This is a genomic window from Butyrivibrio sp. NC2002, assembly GCF_000702265.1.
Lineage (GTDB): Bacteria > Bacillota > Clostridia > Lachnospirales > Lachnospiraceae > Butyrivibrio.
This window is the reverse complement of sequence record NZ_JNKZ01000004.1, coordinates 449,028-465,970: the sequence shown is the minus strand read 5'-3', so window position 1 is coordinate 465,970 and position 16,943 is coordinate 449,028. Positions and strand designations below refer to the sequence as shown.

The following is a 16,943-nucleotide window of genomic DNA, read 5'->3' as shown; positions in this document are numbered from 1 at the left end:
GAATTTCACGTTTTACATGAAACATGTCACTGCAGGAGTGACATGGCTTGTCTAGTTCTGATCCCTTACAGGTAAACGGTTGTTTGAATGTCACTGTTTGAATGACACACATATTGATTTTTAAGAGAAATAAACGGGTACTTTTGCAAGAAAGGAAGCGAATAGAAACATATAAAAATTGATGAAAAATAATGACTCCGAACTATCTTCATGAATCAATCCAACCAAATTAATTTGTAAGTTTAGCGAGGGTTATTTTTGTTAACAATGATTGATCAGTAAAGACTAGCAGTTTTAGAAGCAAAAAAGTGTATTGCTGACTATAGATGTTGTATCAATCGTATTGTCGTTTGCTCTGGCACTGGTAATAAGGTTCCGAATTCTGGTGGCATCACTTGGAAGTAATTTGGTAGTCACAACGTATATACCGTTTTTTATCGCAGTACTAATTGCTTACGTTGTACTCATGCTGGCAAGATCAGAGATTCGGATCGACAGAATGTCCAAGAGGGAAATTTTAGAGCAGACTGAAATACAGCAGATAATTCTGTCAGCTTTATATACTGCCGTTTTCTTTCTCCTGCATAGGGCAGATGCGATATCAAGAATCGTAGTAGGCCTTTTCTTTATATCCTGCGTTGTATTCTGTGGAATAGGAAGAATCTGTTATCACGAATACTGCCAGAAGAAAAGCATTGAGGTAGTTAATAATGCGAAGGTTTTCAATGATAGAGCAAGTGAGAATAAAAGCAATAAGGTCAGACACGTCTACATAGTTGGATCAAAATCAATCGGTCAGTATGGTGGATATGAGTCCTTTGTAATGAATTTATTGCAACACCATAAGGATAACAAGAATATCAAATATCATGTTGCCTGCAAAGCAAACGGGCAGGGATGCATGAACATAGACAGCCTTCCTGGAGCGAAAAGAATAAATGAGGATGAATTTACCTACTGCAATGCACAGTGTTTCCTAATAAATATCCCGGAGAAAATTGGATCAGCCAAGGCAATTTATTATGACTTGAAAGCGCTTAGATGGTGCTGTGATCATATAGAGAGGAATCATATAGAAGAACCAGTCGTTTATATTTTGGCTTCAAGAGTGGGACCTTTTGAAAAGAAGTATGTCAAGAGGGTGCATAATTATGGCGGAAAAATATGGCAGAATCCAGATGGGTGGGAGCACGCCAGACGAAATGGCAAACAAGCGTTCGAAGATATTGGAAATTCAGTGAGAAATATGCGGTTAAGAATGCCGATTTGGTAGTATGTGACAGCAAGTATACAGAAAGCTATATACAGGATGAGTATTCATATTATCATCCCAAAACAACATTTATTGCTTATGGCTCATATATAACACCAAGCAAGTTAAGCGATGACAATCCGGAATATAACGGATGGCTTAACAATCACAACCTTCGTGATGGTCAATATTATATCAGTGTTTGGAGATTTGTTCCAGAGAACAATTTTGACATTATGATCAGGGAGTTTATGAACAGCAAAACGGATAAAGATTTTGTAATCATAATGACTGAAAATCCGAAGTATGCTGCTGAACTGCAACAGAAGTATCAATACCGAAAAGATAAGAGAATTAAGTTTGTTGGAACAGTATATAATGTAGAACTACTGAAGAAGATTAGAGAAAATGCATATGGCTATTTCCATGGGCATGAGGTTGGTGGAACGAATCCATCACTTCTTGAGTCACTTGGAAGTACAAAGATAAATCTCCTGCTAGATGTAGGGTTCAATAGAGAAGTAGCTGAAGATGCAGCAATTTATTGGAGCAAAGATGAAGGAAGTTTAGCTGACTCAATTGACAAATGCGATGCTATGTCATCGGAACAACGAGAAGATATGGGAAGGAAAGCTAAACAGAGAATCGTAGATGAATATAGCTGGGGGTATATCTGTAATAGATATGAAAATGAAATTATGAGTGTATAAAACATATTATTGCTTAAATATACAACAAATAAAACAAGGATATGAAGATGAATGATAACAAGAAGGTTCAAGAACTAACTCTGTTTACCCTAAATACTTTTATAAAATACTGTGAAAAATATAACTTGCGGTATTACTTTACTGGCGGCGCATTAATAGGCGTGCTAAGGCATAAGGGGTTTATTCCGTGGGACGATGATATAGATGTAGGAATGCCGCGTAAAGATTTTGACAAGTTTCATGAGTTGCTTAAGGTTGATATGCCGGAAGGATTCGGGATATGTAATCGTTATACAGATCCTGATTGGCATTTTGCGATGAGTCAGTTTGTGGATCTCGAATCAGAAATAGAAATACATTTAGCTGAAAAACCACGTAAAGCACATATATGGATCGATGTTTTTCCACTAGATGGTTTACCGAATAGTAAAATTGCAAGGTGGCTAAGAATAAAGAATATCATGGTTCATAGATATATGGTTCAAATTGCTAATATTAGCACTCAGGTAGATGCAAACAGAAGCAGACCTTTGTCGGAACGTATTGTATTGACGTTATGCAAAATAATACCAGTGGGTAAGTTGATAGATACGAATAAAACTATTGATAAACTAGAGAAGATCCTTAGAAAATCTGATTTTGATAGCTGCGAGTGGTGTGGCAATATGTTAGGTAGATACAGAGAAAGGGAAGTAGTTAAACGCGCATGGTTTGGAACGGCTGTCAAAGGAATATTTGAAGGACAACAGGTAAATATTCCGGAGAATAGCGATGCTATTCAAAAATCTTTATATGGCGATTATATGAAACTTCCACCTGAAAAAGACAGAGTGGCGCATAATGTAACAATTCTGAAGAGTAGGATTTTTTAGGAGACTAGTAGATTATGACAACAGCAATTATTATCGCAGGTGGTTCCGGACATAGAATGGGACAGGATATTCCGAAGTAGTTTATTAACGTATATGATAAAACTATTTTTTTATATATATTAGAGGGATTTCAAAAACATCCACAGATAGATGCGATAGAGGTGGTATGTATTGAAGGATGGCATGATGTTGTTTGGGCATATTCAAAACAATTCGGGATAGACAAGTTGAAATGGGTTGTATCCGGGGGAGAAATAGGTCAAGAGTCAATTAGAAATGGCGTCTATAATTTAGAGGGACAAGTTTCTGGCGAAGATGTAATTATAATCCATGATGGCATTAGACCATTAGTTGATGAAACAGTACTTCCAGATGTTATCCTCAAAGCACAGAAATATGGTAATGCGGTAACGTCGTTACCTTATAATGAGCAGATATTCGTAGTTGATGATGATATTAGTACAACCAAGTATATACCGAGAGAAACCCTCATGCGAGTATCGACTCCGCAGGCGTATAAATTTGGAAAACTTGATTGGGCATATCATAAGGCATTTGAAAAAGAAATTGGTATATATGGATCTTCATATACTAACACTATTATGGTCGAACTAGGAGAGCGCTTATACTTTGCTGTCGGATCGGATAAAAATATAAAACTAACTACCAAGGATGATTTTGAAATGTTTAAGGCATATCTAAAATCAGATAAAGATAACTGGTTGAAGTAAGAAGTTTAATATGAGAATATGTGAAAATGAAGCATATTCGAAAAGATAAAGCTAATCGCAGAAAGGGCATAATAAAGATGAATTTTTTCATGGCGTTTTTTAAGGGACTATATCCGCCCGAGAGGATTCGGGGGCTGCTATGTTATTGGGCTGGAATTACAACGGATAGAAAGATAAGGCTTAAGAAACACGTTTTCTTTGAGCATCCGTCTGGAGTTCATATTGGAAATGGATGTTTGATAAATCATTATGTTGGTTTTTATACGGGACGGTATGGAAATTCTCACATTACCATTGGGAATAATGTTGCTGTTAGTATGGGGACAAAGTTTATTACAAATTCACATGAAATAGGCTTTACGTATCAAAGAGCAGGTGCTGGAATTGCTGAAAGCATTATAGTAGAAGATGGGGTATGGATTGCCTCCAATGTGACTATATTAAAAGGAGTAAAAATCGGTCATGGGGGGTAATAGCGGCTGGGGCAGTTGTAACTCATAGTACAGAACCGGACTGTCTTTATGCAGGTGTTCCAGCGAGAATGATTAGAAAATTAGATTAGGTCGTATATATGGAGATGGAACTTAAGAAGAGGAGAAATGTAAATGGGGCTTAAAGAAACCTTCCGCAAGCAAGGTGGAATGAAGCTAATAAAACAATACATGCAAGCGGGAGTATTAGGAACTGCGATAGGGGAGTTTTTATTACTGGGAAAAAGTCGAACAGCATTGGAAATTCTGCGCTTATCCACTCAATTAAAGACTAAACAGAATTTATACAAGAAGTACCGTCATGTATTAGATAAATTTGAAGATGAATATAATCCAGATCTTCCGCATGAGAGCTCTAATAAAGTTTGGGTCTGCTGGTTTCAGGGAATGGAGAATGCCCCTGAACTTGTAAAAAAATGTTATGAGTCTGTTAAAAAAAATCTTTCTGATATGAACGTTATACTCATAACATCTGAGAATATGGAACAGTATGTGCAGTTTCCGAAATATATTATAGAAAAATGGGAATCCGGAATAATCACATACACTCATCTTACTGATTTGCTTAGATTGGAATTGCTGATTCGTTATGGAGGGATGTGGTTAGATGCTACGGTTTTTTGCAGTGAGGAAAGAAATAATATACCAGATTACTTTTTTGAGTCAGATTTGTTTTTCTATCAAAGCCTCAAACCCGGAAGAGATGGTAAGGCAACATATATCTCTTCATGGCTAATGAGTGCAAAAACAAATAACAAGGTACTTATGGCAACAAGAGCTTTGTGTTACGACTATTGGAAAAAAGAACGCATCATGAATGATTATTTTCTTTTGCATGATTTTTTGTCAATAGTACTTGATAAGTATCCAAATGAATGGAATAAAATAGTTCCCAGGGATAATGCAACACCACATATACTGTTATTGAGATTGTTTGAACAATATGATGAACGAGTTTGGGAAGCGGTTAAGAAACAGACTCCGTTTCACAAGTTGAGTTATAAGTGTATAGAAGAACAGGATATGATGAAGGATACATTTATTAGGCATATTGTTGGGATATAAGAATTTTTTTATGGAGAATTAATTTTATAGATACAATGAAAGGCATATTAGTACAAGCATATGGGAATATTAAAACAGCCACTAATAACAGTTATCGTTCCAGTATATAATGTCGAGAAGTATGTAAAAAAGTGTGTTGACAGCATACTAGACCAGGATTATTTTAACTTAGAAATAATGCTTATAGATGATGGCTCAACAGACCATTCAGGTGCCATATGTGATGAATTATCAAAAGTAGACCCAAGAATAATAGTTATACATAAAGAAAATGGTGGATTATCAGATGCAAGAAATACCGCGATAGACGCCATGCATGGTGATTATGTTACATATATAGATTCCGATGACTACATAGAGAAAAACTACATTTCATATTTATACTATTTGATTGAAAAATATAATGTTGAATTATCAATATGTAATTTTAAGTATGTAAATGAAAAGGGTATTCTTTTGAATAAGGTTATTGATGACGGAAAAGAAAGAGTTTTAAATCAAAAAGATGCAGTTTCACTCTTGTTAGAAGGAAATGAGATAAATACTTCCGCAAGTATGAAGCTATATAGAGCTTCTTTATTTGATAATATTAGATATCCATTAGGAAAATTGTACGAAGATATTTCAGTTACATATAAAATATTATTGAATACACAAAAGGTGGCATATGGTGAAAGGTCGCTATATGTCTATCTATGTAGAAATGGTTCCATTACCAAAAGAAGCTTTAGTGAAAAAAGAATGGATGCAATATATAATATGCAAGAAATGTGCAATGATATTGCAAGTGTTTTCCCTGAGTTGAAAAAGAAGTGCGAGAGTCGTATGTTTTCACAATATGTAAAGACATATATGGATTTAAGGGGATCGAGATGGAACAAGGGATTGGAATATCAATTATTTTCTAGAATTGTGAATTTGGGAAATAATAGATATCTACACGGAAAAATGAAGATTTATTCCAAACTGGCATGCACACAAAAATTCATATTTGATATGTTGATTGATATTGAAAACTGGGTTCAGAATCTTAGGAAATGAATAACAATTACACTATATTTGGGTGAAAAATGATTAAAAGACTTACTTATAGAGATTTATTATTTATATTATTCATATGGTATGCAACTATTACGGCATTCCTTGCTCTCATTTTACCATCCATGATAAATAAATTTTTTCTAATATTTTTTATGATGATTTATTTATATTACAACGGACAGTTGGTCAGAAGAAGGAGTAAAAAAGTATTAACAGGGAATTTATTGCTTATAATCTATATTATATATTATATGACGGTTGGGAAGTGGATTCAATTATTCCATGCAGATTTTTATGACTATATAGGATTGGTTTTTATTTGCGGTTTCTTTTCTTATGAGAATAACACTTCGAAATTCGAGATATATATAAAGACGCATAAAAGGCAATGTTTATTGGCAATATTATCTTATGTAGTTATATTGTTTACTTCAATCATGTTAAAAAATGGGCTTATTTACTCTGGGGAATCGGGCTACACATTATACGGTCCATTTACAATTCCCCATGTCTTAGCATATCAGTTAACGCTATTGTATTGTCTCGCTGCGGTTTGTTATTTACAGACCGGTAGTGCATTATATCTGTTTTTTAAGGGATTATTTTGTATTTCAGTCATGATGACTGGCGTTAGAAGTGCTTTTTTGGCATTGATTATTGTAATGGTAATTGATTATTGTTCAATTAGAAAAAAAATTGTAAAGGTAGGTATAGCGTATATATCTGTTGGAGTCCTACTCTTTTTATCATTACTTGGAAAAAATATATCGAAAATTGCTGTTATACAAAAAACAATAACAAACATTGCAGAAGGTTCAATATCTAATAATAGAACTCGTTTTTGGAAAGTTGTTTTTGATTATTTTGTTAACAATTCTGGTTTAATTGAAAAATTATTGGGGATTGGAATAGATGGAGTTAGGGGTGCTTTGTTAAATGATAGTATAGTCAAAGTGGCAATACATGCTCACAATGATTATATAAATATTCTGTGTGGATTTGGTGTAATTGGGTTACTAGTACTGATTTATTATCATTTCGAATTTACTAAAAGAATAAAACAAAGTACATTGCGGATAGCAATCATATTAATTCTCTTTTCAATTATTTTCACAAATGGATTGGCAATGTATAATGCGGCTACTCCTTTACTTGGTTTGCTGCTAGTCTATGCGGACTGTAATAAACAAGAAAAGGTTAAAAATCCAAGATTGCATTAAAATGCTTTTCAAAGAGGGATAGAAATGAAAATAGCGATTTTTTTACCAAATTTATCAGGTGTGAGTGGAGGAGCGGAAGTATATGGGCTGCGCATGGCAGAAGTACTTGGAAAAGATAACCATATTATTATAATAACGCGTAAAAATAAAAAAATAAATATTGAGGACATTTACAAAAAATATGGGGTCCAGTTATTTGAAACGAGATATGTTGAATACTATAGAACAAAACATCCATTGTTGAAAGATTTAGAGAATTACACAGGAGCAAAATCCATAAAAAAAATTTTAGGAAACGAGATAGATTTATTTATTAATTGCACGTATGGAATGATGTGTGGTCCAAAGAATGTAAAGTCCATACATATAATTCATTTTCCGGCTGATCCCCGATCAAGTTTTTTAGGTATTATTCAAGGGGAAAAATATAAAGCAAAATATCTAAGTTCATACCAGGCTTTAGTGGCAAATTCTGAATTTACAAGATTTTATGTAGAGCAATTATGGGGAGTTAGTTGTGACAAACTCAATCCGCCTATTTTCACAAAACCAATAGAAAAGAATGGACTGGAAAAGAAAGAGAAGATTATTTTAGCTGTTGATAGATTAGTGCCAGATAAAAAAGTATTGGAAATGATAAAAATGTATGAAAGTTTGAGGCATAAATTTGGGTGCGATTACAAATTAGTGATTATAGGGAACAAAGATACACGTTATGAAGGATATTATAATGATATAAAGAAACGGTGTAATGATAGTATACAAGTTTATACTAATGTTAGTAATTCTGAGTTGGATAGGTGGTATGAAAAGGCATCAATATTTTGGCATGCAAAAGGGTACAAGGTACAAGACGATGATCCGATAAATATGGAGCATTTTGGTATGACGACTGTGGAGGCAATGGCAAAAGGGTGTATACCAATTGTTATCAATAAAGCAGGTCAGAAGGAAATTGTCAAACATAAAATTAATGGATATCTTTGGAATACAGAGGTTGAGTTATTGGATTATACAATTGAAGTTATTAATAATGATGACTTAGCGTTAGAAATGAGAGAAAAAGCAGTTGAGGGGTCTCAATATTTCTTGCAAGTGCAATTTGAAGAAAAGTTGAAGAAAATAGTAGAAGAAGCAATGAAATAGATTTGCGATTTTTTTCAAAAGGAGAATTATGGCAAGAATAATAGCAAATTATTTACCGCAATTTCATGAAACAAAAGAGAACAATATTTGGTGGGGGAAGGGCTATACAGATTGGACGGCCGTAAAGAGGGCAAAGCCATTGTTTAGGGGGCATGATCAACCTAAAAGGCCACTTGATGACTATTACTATGATTTAAGCAATTCTGAATCAATAAAATGGCAAGTAGATCTGGCTAAAAAATATGGGATATATGGGTTTGGAATATATCATTATTGGTTTGATAACGATAATGTAATGCTAAGAAAACCTTCTGAACAATTATTAAAAATGGCAGACTTAGATATCCACTATATGTTTATTTGGGATAATGCATCTTGGAGGAGAACTTGGTCAAATATAAAAGATTGCTCAAATGATTGGGCACCACAATTTGACAATAAAGCACTGCCAGATCAGGATGGATACCTAATTAAACTGGAATATGGGGATGAAAATAGATGGAAAGAGCATTTTGATTATCTTCTTCAGTACTTTAAGGATGAACGATATATAAAAATTGATGGGAAACCAGTTTTTGGAGTTTTTAACCAAACAAATCATCCAGAAGTGTTGAAAAGAATGATTGATTTTTGGGAGAAAATGGCTATAAAAGCAGGATTTGACGGCATTGAAGTTATTGGAAGATATAACAATCAAAACTGTAAAGTAACAGCTAAAGAATTTTATTATGAACCGATATGGAGCGGGTGGATTCCCAATACTGTAGTAAAAAAAATAAGTAATAAGGTTAAGGTATTTCTTCAAGAAAAATTGAATATTCCGATGAAGTATAATTATGATTTGGTTTGGAAAAGGATATTGCATAATGCACGAAAATCTGAAAGGGATGTGTACTTAAGTGGATTTGTATCATATGATGATTCGCCTAGAAGAGGAATGAAAGGAAAAGTGGTGGTTGGCGCTTCTCCTAGAAAATTTGAAATTTACCTGAGAAAATTACTTAGGATTTCAGAAGCTCAAAATAAGGAATATGTTTTCTTGACTGCATGGAATGAGTGGGGAGAAGGGGCATACCTAGAACCAGATTATAAAGGGTATGATTATTTAGAAGCAATAAGGAACGTGGTGAATGAGAAAAAAAATATTGATAAAAGTATCTAATGGGCTAGGGAATCAGTTGTTTATTTACTGGTTTGGGATATTAGTACAAGAGAAAATGAAAAGCCAGGCAGAAGTTCTTTTTGATTATTCGGATCAACCTCTAAAGCAGGGTGAAAGGACGTATTATAGCATAAATGATCTTTTTGTTGGGAACTATAAAACAGCGCGAAACAAGGATGTTAGACGTATCTGTGGACGTTTTCTTTATATTAATAGGATACAGCAGGGAAATGAAAAGAATGTTATTGTAAGATTAATTAGAAAGCTCAATTCTATTATGATAAAGCCTTCAAATTTGATTATAGTAAAGGAGGATAATCAATTAGAGTCTACTGATAAGTATCTGAAATTGTTAGACGCTATAAAAGACGATGATAATAACTATTTATTTGATGGATATTGGGAAGATATAAGATATTTGCCAAAAGATGTTGATATAGTTAGAAATGCTTTTACATTTAAACCTATTAAATTAGATGGTGAATTGAATAGAATTATTTCACAAAAAAATATAGTAAGTATTCATATAAGAAGGACGGATTATGTAAAGGAAAGCGAATCAACTATTGTGCCTAGATATTTTTATAATATCTGTGACGATAACTATTATGATACTGCTATTGAAATAATGAGAAGTAAAATAGAAAATCCGTTATTTATAGTATTTAGCGATGACATTACCTATGCAAGAGAGAAGTTTGGTGAAAAGAAAGAATTCTATTTTATAAGTGGGTATAAAGACTATGAAGAATTATATATTATGACGCTTTGCCAAAATAGTATTATTGCAAATAGCACTTTCAGTTTTTGGGGAGCATATTTAAGGCGGAAACAAGGTATAGTTGTTGCGCCAAAAACACATTATATATGGATTACTGAAAAAGGAAATGAGAGAAAACCCTTTTTTAGTATTGAAGGATGGGAATATATATAAGATGGGTTATGACAAAAATATTTATATAAAAATCAAATATAAACTCAAAATTGTTAAGGGAATAATAGCAAATTATAAACAGTTACGAAAATACAAAGTGAAGTATGGCAAGAACTTTATTTTGAATGGGAAAGCTATTTTTCATAGTGGATATATATCAGGGGGTAAAACTTGTAATGGGAGAATTTACATCGGAGATAATGTTTCAATTAATTCTGGAATAACAACGAATCTTATAGGTGGAAACACATGTAGCATATTTAGGACTATTGAAGCTGGAAATATAATCATTGGAAATAATGTAGGGATATCGAATGCAGCATTGGTTGCCATGGATAAGATTGTAATAGAGGATGGAGTTCTAATTGGTGGAGGGGTCATTATCTATGATAATGACTTTCATTCAATTAATTCTATTATAAGATCAACAAATCCGTGTGGAAATATAATTGCACGACCCGTCTTAATAAAAAGAGGTGCCTTTATTGGGGCTCATTCGATTATACTTAAGGGAGTTGTTATAGGAGAGAATAGTATTGTTGGTGCTGGAAGTGTGGTAACAAAGAATATACCTGATGGGGAAGTATGGGCAGGTAATCCGGCAAGGTTCATTAAGAAAGCGAATTGATAAGCAAAATATGGTACAAAAAAAAAGTCTAAAAAAGAATTATCTGTATAATTTAATATATCAATTTGTCTTGTTATTTACACCAGTTATAGTTACGCCTTATATTTCGAGAACTATAGGGGTAGAGGGGATAGGAATTTATAGCTATACACTGGCAATAGCAGTATATTTTGCAGATATTGGCGCATTAGGTGTAGGTACGCATGGACAACTTGAAGTATCAAAAAGCAGAAATGGCGCAGGCGAGATTTGTTATACTTTTTCGAAAATTGTATTTGCTAAGTGTTTTACGATGATTCCTGCGATACTGATGTACCTATTGTTTATTATGGTTAGCTGTGATTTTAAGAAAATGTATTTTGTTTTATTAACATTTCTTATAGCGCAGCTATTTGATATTACATGGTTGTTTCAAGGCCTGGAAGAGTTTGGTACCATTTCGCTTCTAAATACAATAATAAAAATCGGATCAGTTGCTTGCATTTTTGTATTTGTAAAAGATAGTACAGATTTATATTTATATGTTTTACTTATTCAGGGAAGCACTTTGATAAAAAATATATTATTGTGTATTAAAGCTAGGAAATATGTTGCATTATGCCCTGTTGCTATTAAGGATATAAGAGAAACAGTCAAAAAAAACTTAATTTATTTTATACCATCTATTGCGTCAATAGTATTTGCTTCTTTCGATAAGCTAATGTTAGGCATAATGTCAACTACGATGAATGAAAATGGATATTATGAGCAAGCTAGTAAAATATACAATTTGTTAATAGCATTGATAACATCAACGACTGTGGTTATATTGCCTAGGGTTGCAAATTATTGGAATTCTGATAGTAAAGATGAAAGTGAAGTAAAAGGAATAATATATAAAGCAATAAGTTACACAGGATTAATTGCTTTTCCAGTTGCATTTGGATTGATTACAGTATCGAGAAATTTTGTAAATATATTTATGGGAGATGGTTATGAAAAATGTGTTCCGTTATTGCAAGTCTTTTCATGTATACTAATATTTACTAGTTTTAATAGTATATTAAGTAATTCATGTATGGTTGCAAGAGGACAGCAACGAAAGCTTAATATATTGATCGTTATAAGCACTCTTATTAACATTTGCTTAAACTGTGTTTTGATAACAATGTTTAAAAGTATGGGTGCTGTTGTGGCATCGGCTTTGTCAGAGGCAATATTACTCACAATGATAGTTTATAGTATTAAAGATGTAGTAAAGGTTAAGACTATAATAAATTGTATATATTTGTATATAGTTTCAGCTCTAATTATGGCTATAGCGGTAAGATTTGTGGACATTTTACCGATTAACGTGACGCTATTTAAGCTAATAATTCAAATTCTAATTGGAATTATTTGTTATGGCATTGTGTTATATGCTTTTAGAGATAAATTACTGAATGAATTTCTGAAACTTGTTGCAAGAAAACTAAACGATAAATGAAAAATGTTTTATGTATTGCGTTATCTGAGAATACGTTTCAGGAGTACATCATTGGTGATTTATATTCATATTTTGTTATTTAGTAACTGATTATTAGATGGAGATTATAAACATGAAAAAAGCACTAATTACAGGGATAACAGGGCAAGATGGTTCATATCTTGCAGAATTTCTATTGGAAAAAGGATATGAAGTTCACGGAATTATTAGAAGATCATCTGTGGATTTTAGAGAAAGAATCGCGCATCTAGAAGGTGTTAAGTATTTTCATCTTCATTATGGAGACATGGGGGATTCTATGAGTATTCTGCAGGTTGTGAGTCTGGTGAGACCAAATGAAATATATAATTTGGCTGCGCAGAGTCATGTACAGGTCTCTTTTGACTCACCTGAGTTTACAGCTGATGTTGATGCGACAGGGGTTCTCAGGGTATTGGAGGCAGTCCGTCTCTGCGGACTTACGGATAGCTGTCGAATCTATCAGGCTTCTACTTCGGAATTATATGGTAAGGTCGAGGAAGTACCTCAAAATGAGAACACTCCATTCCATCCGTACAGTCCATATGCTGTTGCAAAACAGTATGGTTTTTGGATTGTGAAGGAATATAGGGAGGCTTATAACATGTTTTGCTGCTCGGGTATTCTTTTTAATCATGAATCTGAGCGCAGAGGAGAGACATTTGTAACAAGAAAGATAACGCTTGCCGCAGCACGTATAGCTCAAGGCAAGCAAGATAAGCTTTATCTCGGTAATCTCGATTCATTAAGAGACTGGGGATATGCTAAGGATTATGTTGAGTGTATGTGGCTCATTCTTCAGAATGACAAGCCAGAGGATTTTGTTATTGCTACGGGGGTACAACATTCGGTACGTGAATTTGCAACACTTGCATTTCATCATGCTGGTATTGAACTTGAATGGAAAGGTGAGGGGATAGATGAGAAGGGCGTTAACAAGACTACAGGAAAGATTCTTGTTGAAGTAAGCCCTGATTTTTACAGACCTACAGATGTTATAGATCTTTGGGGAGATCCTTCCAAAGCAAAGAATGAGTTGGGATGGAATCCGACAAAGACAAGTTTTGAAGAGCTTGTTGAAATAATGGTTAAACATGATATGGAGAAGGTTGCCGTCGAACGTGCAGAGGAGCATATCAAGATGAATCTTGCTGAGTATCTTGAGAAGGGTGTTGTGAAGTGATATGTAATTGGCGAATTTGAGCCATAAGAGAGAAGAATAAAGATGATGGAAAAAGATGCAAAAAATATATATAGCAGGTCATCGCGGCATGGTTGGCTCTGCTATTGTAAGAGAGCTGGAAAAGCAAGGTTATCATAACATTGCTCTCCGCACTCACAAAGAATTGGATTTAACCAGACAGAATCAGGTTGAAGAGTTTTTCGAAGAAGAGAAGTCGGAGTATGTATTTTTTGCAGCGGCAAAGGTCGGCGGTATAATGGGAAATGCCATAGCAAAGGCTGATTTTATGTACGTCAACATGATTCTGGAAATGAATGTGATACATAGTGCCTAGAAAAATAGCTGCAAGAAATTGGAGTTTCTGGGAAGCAGCTGTATTTATCCGCGCAAGGCTCTACAGCCTATGCCGGAATCCTGTCTGTTGACAAGCAGCCTTGAAGAGACCAATGAAGCTTATGCATCGGCAAAAATCAGTGGGTCTAAGTATTGTGAGTATTTGAATGGGCAATATGGCACAGATTATATTTTTGTTATGCCCACAAACCTATATGGTCCTAATGATAACTATCATCCAGAGCATAGCCATGTATTACCTTCCTTGATCAGGAGATTTCACGAGGCAAAGGAAGCTGGATTGGATACCGTTACCTGCTGGGACGATGGAAGCCCATTAAGAGAATTCATATATGTTGATGATCTTGCGAATCTCTGTGTGTTCTTAATGAATAATTACAGTGGAAATGAAACGGTCAATGCCGGAACAGGTAAGGAACTTACCATAAAGCAACTTACGGAACTCGTGGCAAAAGTTGCTGGATACACTGGAAAGATAGAATGGGATCCTAGGAAGCAAAATGGTACGTCGAGGAAGCTTCTTAATGTTAGTAAGGCGACAAAGCTTGGATGGACATATAAGGCTGAACTTGAAGATGGAATACGATTAGCTTATGAGGATTTTCCGAATAATCCTATTAGGGCTGAGAGATAAAAAAGTATAAAGTTTGGTGATGAAGCAGGATGAGATATATAATTTGATTGCACAGAGCCTTTTCCTAAGGGGAGGTGTGATGGAATTAAAAGTCAGGAAAGGTGCAAATGGTACTTAAATGTGAACAACAAATGTATTCGGTAAAGCTTTTTGCTCGCTATGATATAAGTAAAAGTACTTATATTTTATGGAGAGTACCGGTACTGACAACGGATGAAGATAAAGGAATATTATAATCGGCAAGTGAGGCAGTACTAATACTGGCAACCAGAGAAAATGGAATATCAGGATACGGAATGGCTTAAGTCAAAACAATAATAAATTGTAATATTGCAAACGATTCATAAAAAATTACAAAAGGAATAGATACAATGGATTATAAAGAGAGATTAGAAGTTGATTTACTTGATTTAATTAAGATAGTGTTAAAAAAATGGAAAGCTATTTTGTTTTTTGCATTTATAGGCGCGATAATAGGTGGGCTATTTGGATATGTGTCTTCTGGAAGGGAATACAATACTGTGACACATGAACTTGAACAATCAAAGGATCAGTATAGGGTTATTCCTGCAAGGGAATCACTGACAGATGCTAGTGCTGTGTGGGTTGAGGAGAATATAATCATAATGCTAAGATATAAAGAATTTATGAGTTCTTATTTGCGAAGAGATAATTTTAGCAATGACTTCACTAACCTGGCACTAATTGATAATTCAAATTATCAAAATTTGACAACTACAGAGAGAACATACTTTCAGGCGCTTTATGCTGAAGTAAATAGGCTTATGCATGAGGGTGGCTTTACGAAGGTAGACGAATGGTTGAGTAGTATTGGAGAGGATGATTATACATATGCTACTGCAATTATTTCTGAACTATCACCGGTAGACGATGTTGTAGTTGTTCGTAGTTTTAGCGCTAAACATACGTTCTTGGGATTATTGATGGGAGCATTTGTAATTATACTAATAATAGTACTTCAATATATTATGAGCCCCACATTAAAAACTGTGGATGATATTAAAGTGGCTTTTGAACTTCCTGTACTGGGGCTGGTAAGTGGAAATATGGATGTGAGTATAGTGACATCGAATATTCTTGGTGCTGGAAAAAAAGCTGCTGCTAATACAATAGTACTGAGCGGTAGTGTAGAAGGATCTGACAATGAATTAATAAAAGATGAGCTTATTAATCGAACTCACGGAGAGAGTATTAAGATCATTAAGGAAGGCAGTATCATATCCGATTCTGATTCAGTAGAGGCAGTAACAAATTCAGATGCAGTAATATTGATAGAGAAAATAGGTTTATCAAAATACGAGGATATTGCAAGAGAATTGGAACTCTGTAGAGTTCTTGGAACGAAAGTGCTGGGGGTAGTTGTGGTAGTGTGATACCTCAGAGATAATTATCTTGTCCAAGGGGAGGATTCGCATGACCGAGGACATACATGGCATACGTAAAGGGTAACCTAAAAATCTGAATGTGAACTTCCGCGATAATTAACTCTCGGTAGCCAAAATGAGAGATGCCTCTAATATGGATATCATTTGTCAGAGTGCTGCTATTCGCGCAGAAAAACTTACTGCAGCAAGTGCTTATCTGATGGGCGCTTCTGATGATGAGATATCTGTGAAATACAGAAACCTTATTAGAGATGGAATAAAGACCGATGATACATTGAAGAGTGTTAAGGCTGGTACTTCTGCGGTTAATGATGCTGTATCAATGAAGGAATTATCAGAATCGGATGCAGTGATTTTAGTAGAGCGCATTGGGCACTCAGCATATTAGGACATTGCTAAAGAAATAGAACTCTGTAGTAAGTTTGAAGTTAAGATTCTTGGGGCAGTTGTTATTCATCGATTTTTTAGTATAATTTGATAGATACACGTTTTGTGTAAAAGGACAATGCTAAGTGTAAAGGCATTGTTCTTATTCTTCATAAGAGCAGGTATTTTTCATTATTCAGATGGTTGCAATCATGATATTATTACTCGAAAAGTATTCTTCTATGGCGTTTAAGGAGGCAATAAG

At 34.3% G+C, this 16,943-nt stretch carries 14 protein-coding genes and 2 pseudogenes; all 16 read left to right on the top strand.

Annotated elements, in window-relative coordinates:
* Positions 1 to 466: 466 nt before the first annotated feature.
* The 16 genes and pseudogenes from cps2T (at position 467) to T543_RS02110 (ending at position 16,700) form a co-directional block, all read left to right on the top strand.
* A pseudogene (gene cps2T, locus T543_RS16635) lies at positions 467 to 1,962 on the top strand (beta 1-4 rhamnosyltransferase Cps2T).
* A 47-nt stretch (positions 1,963 to 2,009) separates the two neighbouring features.
* Entirely contained in the window at positions 2,010 to 2,834 is an 825-nt protein-coding gene (locus T543_RS02180) for a LicD family protein (RefSeq protein ID WP_035765237.1), read from the top strand.
* An 83-nt stretch (positions 2,835 to 2,917) separates the two neighbouring features.
* Positions 2,918 to 3,565, top strand: coding sequence for an IspD/TarI family cytidylyltransferase (locus tag T543_RS02175; RefSeq protein ID WP_304412755.1), 648 nt, complete (start codon positions 2,918 to 2,920; stop codon positions 3,563 to 3,565).
* 26 nt (positions 3,566 to 3,591) lie between these two features.
* Positions 3,592 to 4,038: an acyltransferase gene (locus T543_RS14980; protein ID WP_051638470.1), complete on the top strand. Its 447-nt coding sequence runs from the start codon at positions 3,592 to 3,594 to the stop codon at positions 4,036 to 4,038.
* A 132-nt stretch (positions 4,039 to 4,170) separates the two neighbouring features.
* Positions 4,171 to 5,121 carry a capsular polysaccharide synthesis protein gene (locus T543_RS02165; RefSeq protein WP_035765235.1) on the top strand — a complete coding sequence of 317 codons (951 nt, stop codon included), beginning with the start codon at positions 4,171 to 4,173 and terminating at the stop codon, positions 5,119 to 5,121.
* Between the two features lie 60 nt (positions 5,122 to 5,181).
* On the top strand, positions 5,182 to 6,162 hold the full coding sequence (locus tag T543_RS02160) for a glycosyltransferase family 2 protein (protein ID WP_051638469.1): 981 nt from the start codon (positions 5,182 to 5,184) through the stop codon (positions 6,160 to 6,162).
* Between the two features lie 29 nt (positions 6,163 to 6,191).
* Entirely contained in the window at positions 6,192 to 7,382 is a 1,191-nt protein-coding gene (locus T543_RS02155; protein WP_035765232.1) for an O-antigen ligase family protein, read from the top strand.
* Between the two features lie 24 nt (positions 7,383 to 7,406).
* Positions 7,407 to 8,528 (top strand): glycosyltransferase family 4 protein, encoded by a 1,122-nt coding sequence (locus tag T543_RS02150; protein WP_035765230.1) that lies wholly within the window; start codon positions 7,407 to 7,409, stop codon positions 8,526 to 8,528.
* 28 nt (positions 8,529 to 8,556) lie between these two features.
* Complete coding sequence (locus T543_RS02145; protein WP_035765228.1) at positions 8,557 to 9,690, top strand: glycoside hydrolase family 99-like domain-containing protein; 1,134 nt, start codon at positions 8,557 to 8,559, stop codon at positions 9,688 to 9,690.
* Positions 9,659 to 10,624 (top strand): alpha-1,2-fucosyltransferase, encoded by a 966-nt coding sequence (locus T543_RS14975; RefSeq protein WP_051638468.1) that lies wholly within the window; start codon positions 9,659 to 9,661, stop codon positions 10,622 to 10,624. Before T543_RS02145 ends, T543_RS14975 begins: the two co-directional genes overlap by 32 nt.
* Before the next feature lies 1 nt (position 10,625).
* Positions 10,626 to 11,252, top strand: coding sequence for an acyltransferase (locus T543_RS16395; RefSeq protein WP_051638467.1), 627 nt, complete (start codon positions 10,626 to 10,628; stop codon positions 11,250 to 11,252).
* Positions 11,200 to 12,717 (top strand): oligosaccharide flippase family protein, encoded by a 1,518-nt coding sequence (locus T543_RS02130; RefSeq protein WP_035765226.1) that lies wholly within the window; start codon positions 11,200 to 11,202, stop codon positions 12,715 to 12,717. Before T543_RS16395 ends, T543_RS02130 begins: the two co-directional genes overlap by 53 nt.
* A gap of 112 nt (positions 12,718 to 12,829) precedes the next feature.
* On the top strand, positions 12,830 to 13,918 hold the full coding sequence (gene gmd, locus T543_RS02125) for a GDP-mannose 4,6-dehydratase (RefSeq protein ID WP_035765223.1): 1,089 nt from the start codon (positions 12,830 to 12,832) through the stop codon (positions 13,916 to 13,918).
* A gap of 55 nt (positions 13,919 to 13,973) precedes the next feature.
* Positions 13,974 to 14,906: pseudogene (locus tag T543_RS02120) on the top strand (GDP-L-fucose synthase family protein).
* Between the two features lie 371 nt (positions 14,907 to 15,277).
* Positions 15,278 to 16,300: a YveK family protein gene (locus tag T543_RS02115; protein WP_035765221.1), complete on the top strand. Its 1,023-nt coding sequence runs from the start codon at positions 15,278 to 15,280 to the stop codon at positions 16,298 to 16,300.
* A gap of 145 nt (positions 16,301 to 16,445) precedes the next feature.
* Positions 16,446 to 16,700 (top strand): hypothetical protein, encoded by a 255-nt coding sequence (locus tag T543_RS02110; protein ID WP_035765218.1) that lies wholly within the window; start codon positions 16,446 to 16,448, stop codon positions 16,698 to 16,700.
* Positions 16,701 to 16,943: the final 243 nt, after the last annotated feature.

Coding starts and splice junctions, on each gene's coding strand:
- T543_RS02180 (WP_035765237.1), top strand. CDS start 2,010: ATGAATGATAACAAGAAGGTTCAAGAACTAACTCTGTTTACCCTAAAT.
- T543_RS02110 (WP_035765218.1), top strand. CDS start 16,446: ATGGATATCATTTGTCAGAGTGCTGCTATTCGCGCAGAAAAACTTACT.
- T543_RS14975 (WP_051638468.1), top strand. CDS start 9,659: ATGAGAAAAAAAATATTGATAAAAGTATCTAATGGGCTAGGGAATCAG.
- T543_RS02165 (WP_035765235.1), top strand. CDS start 4,171: ATGGGGCTTAAAGAAACCTTCCGCAAGCAAGGTGGAATGAAGCTAATA.
- T543_RS02150 (WP_035765230.1), top strand. CDS start 7,407: ATGAAAATAGCGATTTTTTTACCAAATTTATCAGGTGTGAGTGGAGGA.
- T543_RS14980 (WP_051638470.1), top strand. CDS start 3,592: ATGAAGCATATTCGAAAAGATAAAGCTAATCGCAGAAAGGGCATAATA.
- T543_RS02155 (WP_035765232.1), top strand. CDS start 6,192: ATGATTAAAAGACTTACTTATAGAGATTTATTATTTATATTATTCATA.
- T543_RS02115 (WP_035765221.1), top strand. CDS start 15,278: ATGGATTATAAAGAGAGATTAGAAGTTGATTTACTTGATTTAATTAAG.
- gmd (WP_035765223.1), top strand. CDS start 12,830: ATGAAAAAAGCACTAATTACAGGGATAACAGGGCAAGATGGTTCATAT.
- T543_RS02145 (WP_035765228.1), top strand. CDS start 8,557: ATGGCAAGAATAATAGCAAATTATTTACCGCAATTTCATGAAACAAAA.
- T543_RS02130 (WP_035765226.1), top strand. CDS start 11,200: ATGGGGAAGTATGGGCAGGTAATCCGGCAAGGTTCATTAAGAAAGCGA.
- T543_RS16395 (WP_051638467.1), top strand. CDS start 10,626: ATGGGTTATGACAAAAATATTTATATAAAAATCAAATATAAACTCAAA.
- T543_RS02160 (WP_051638469.1), top strand. CDS start 5,182: ATGGGAATATTAAAACAGCCACTAATAACAGTTATCGTTCCAGTATAT.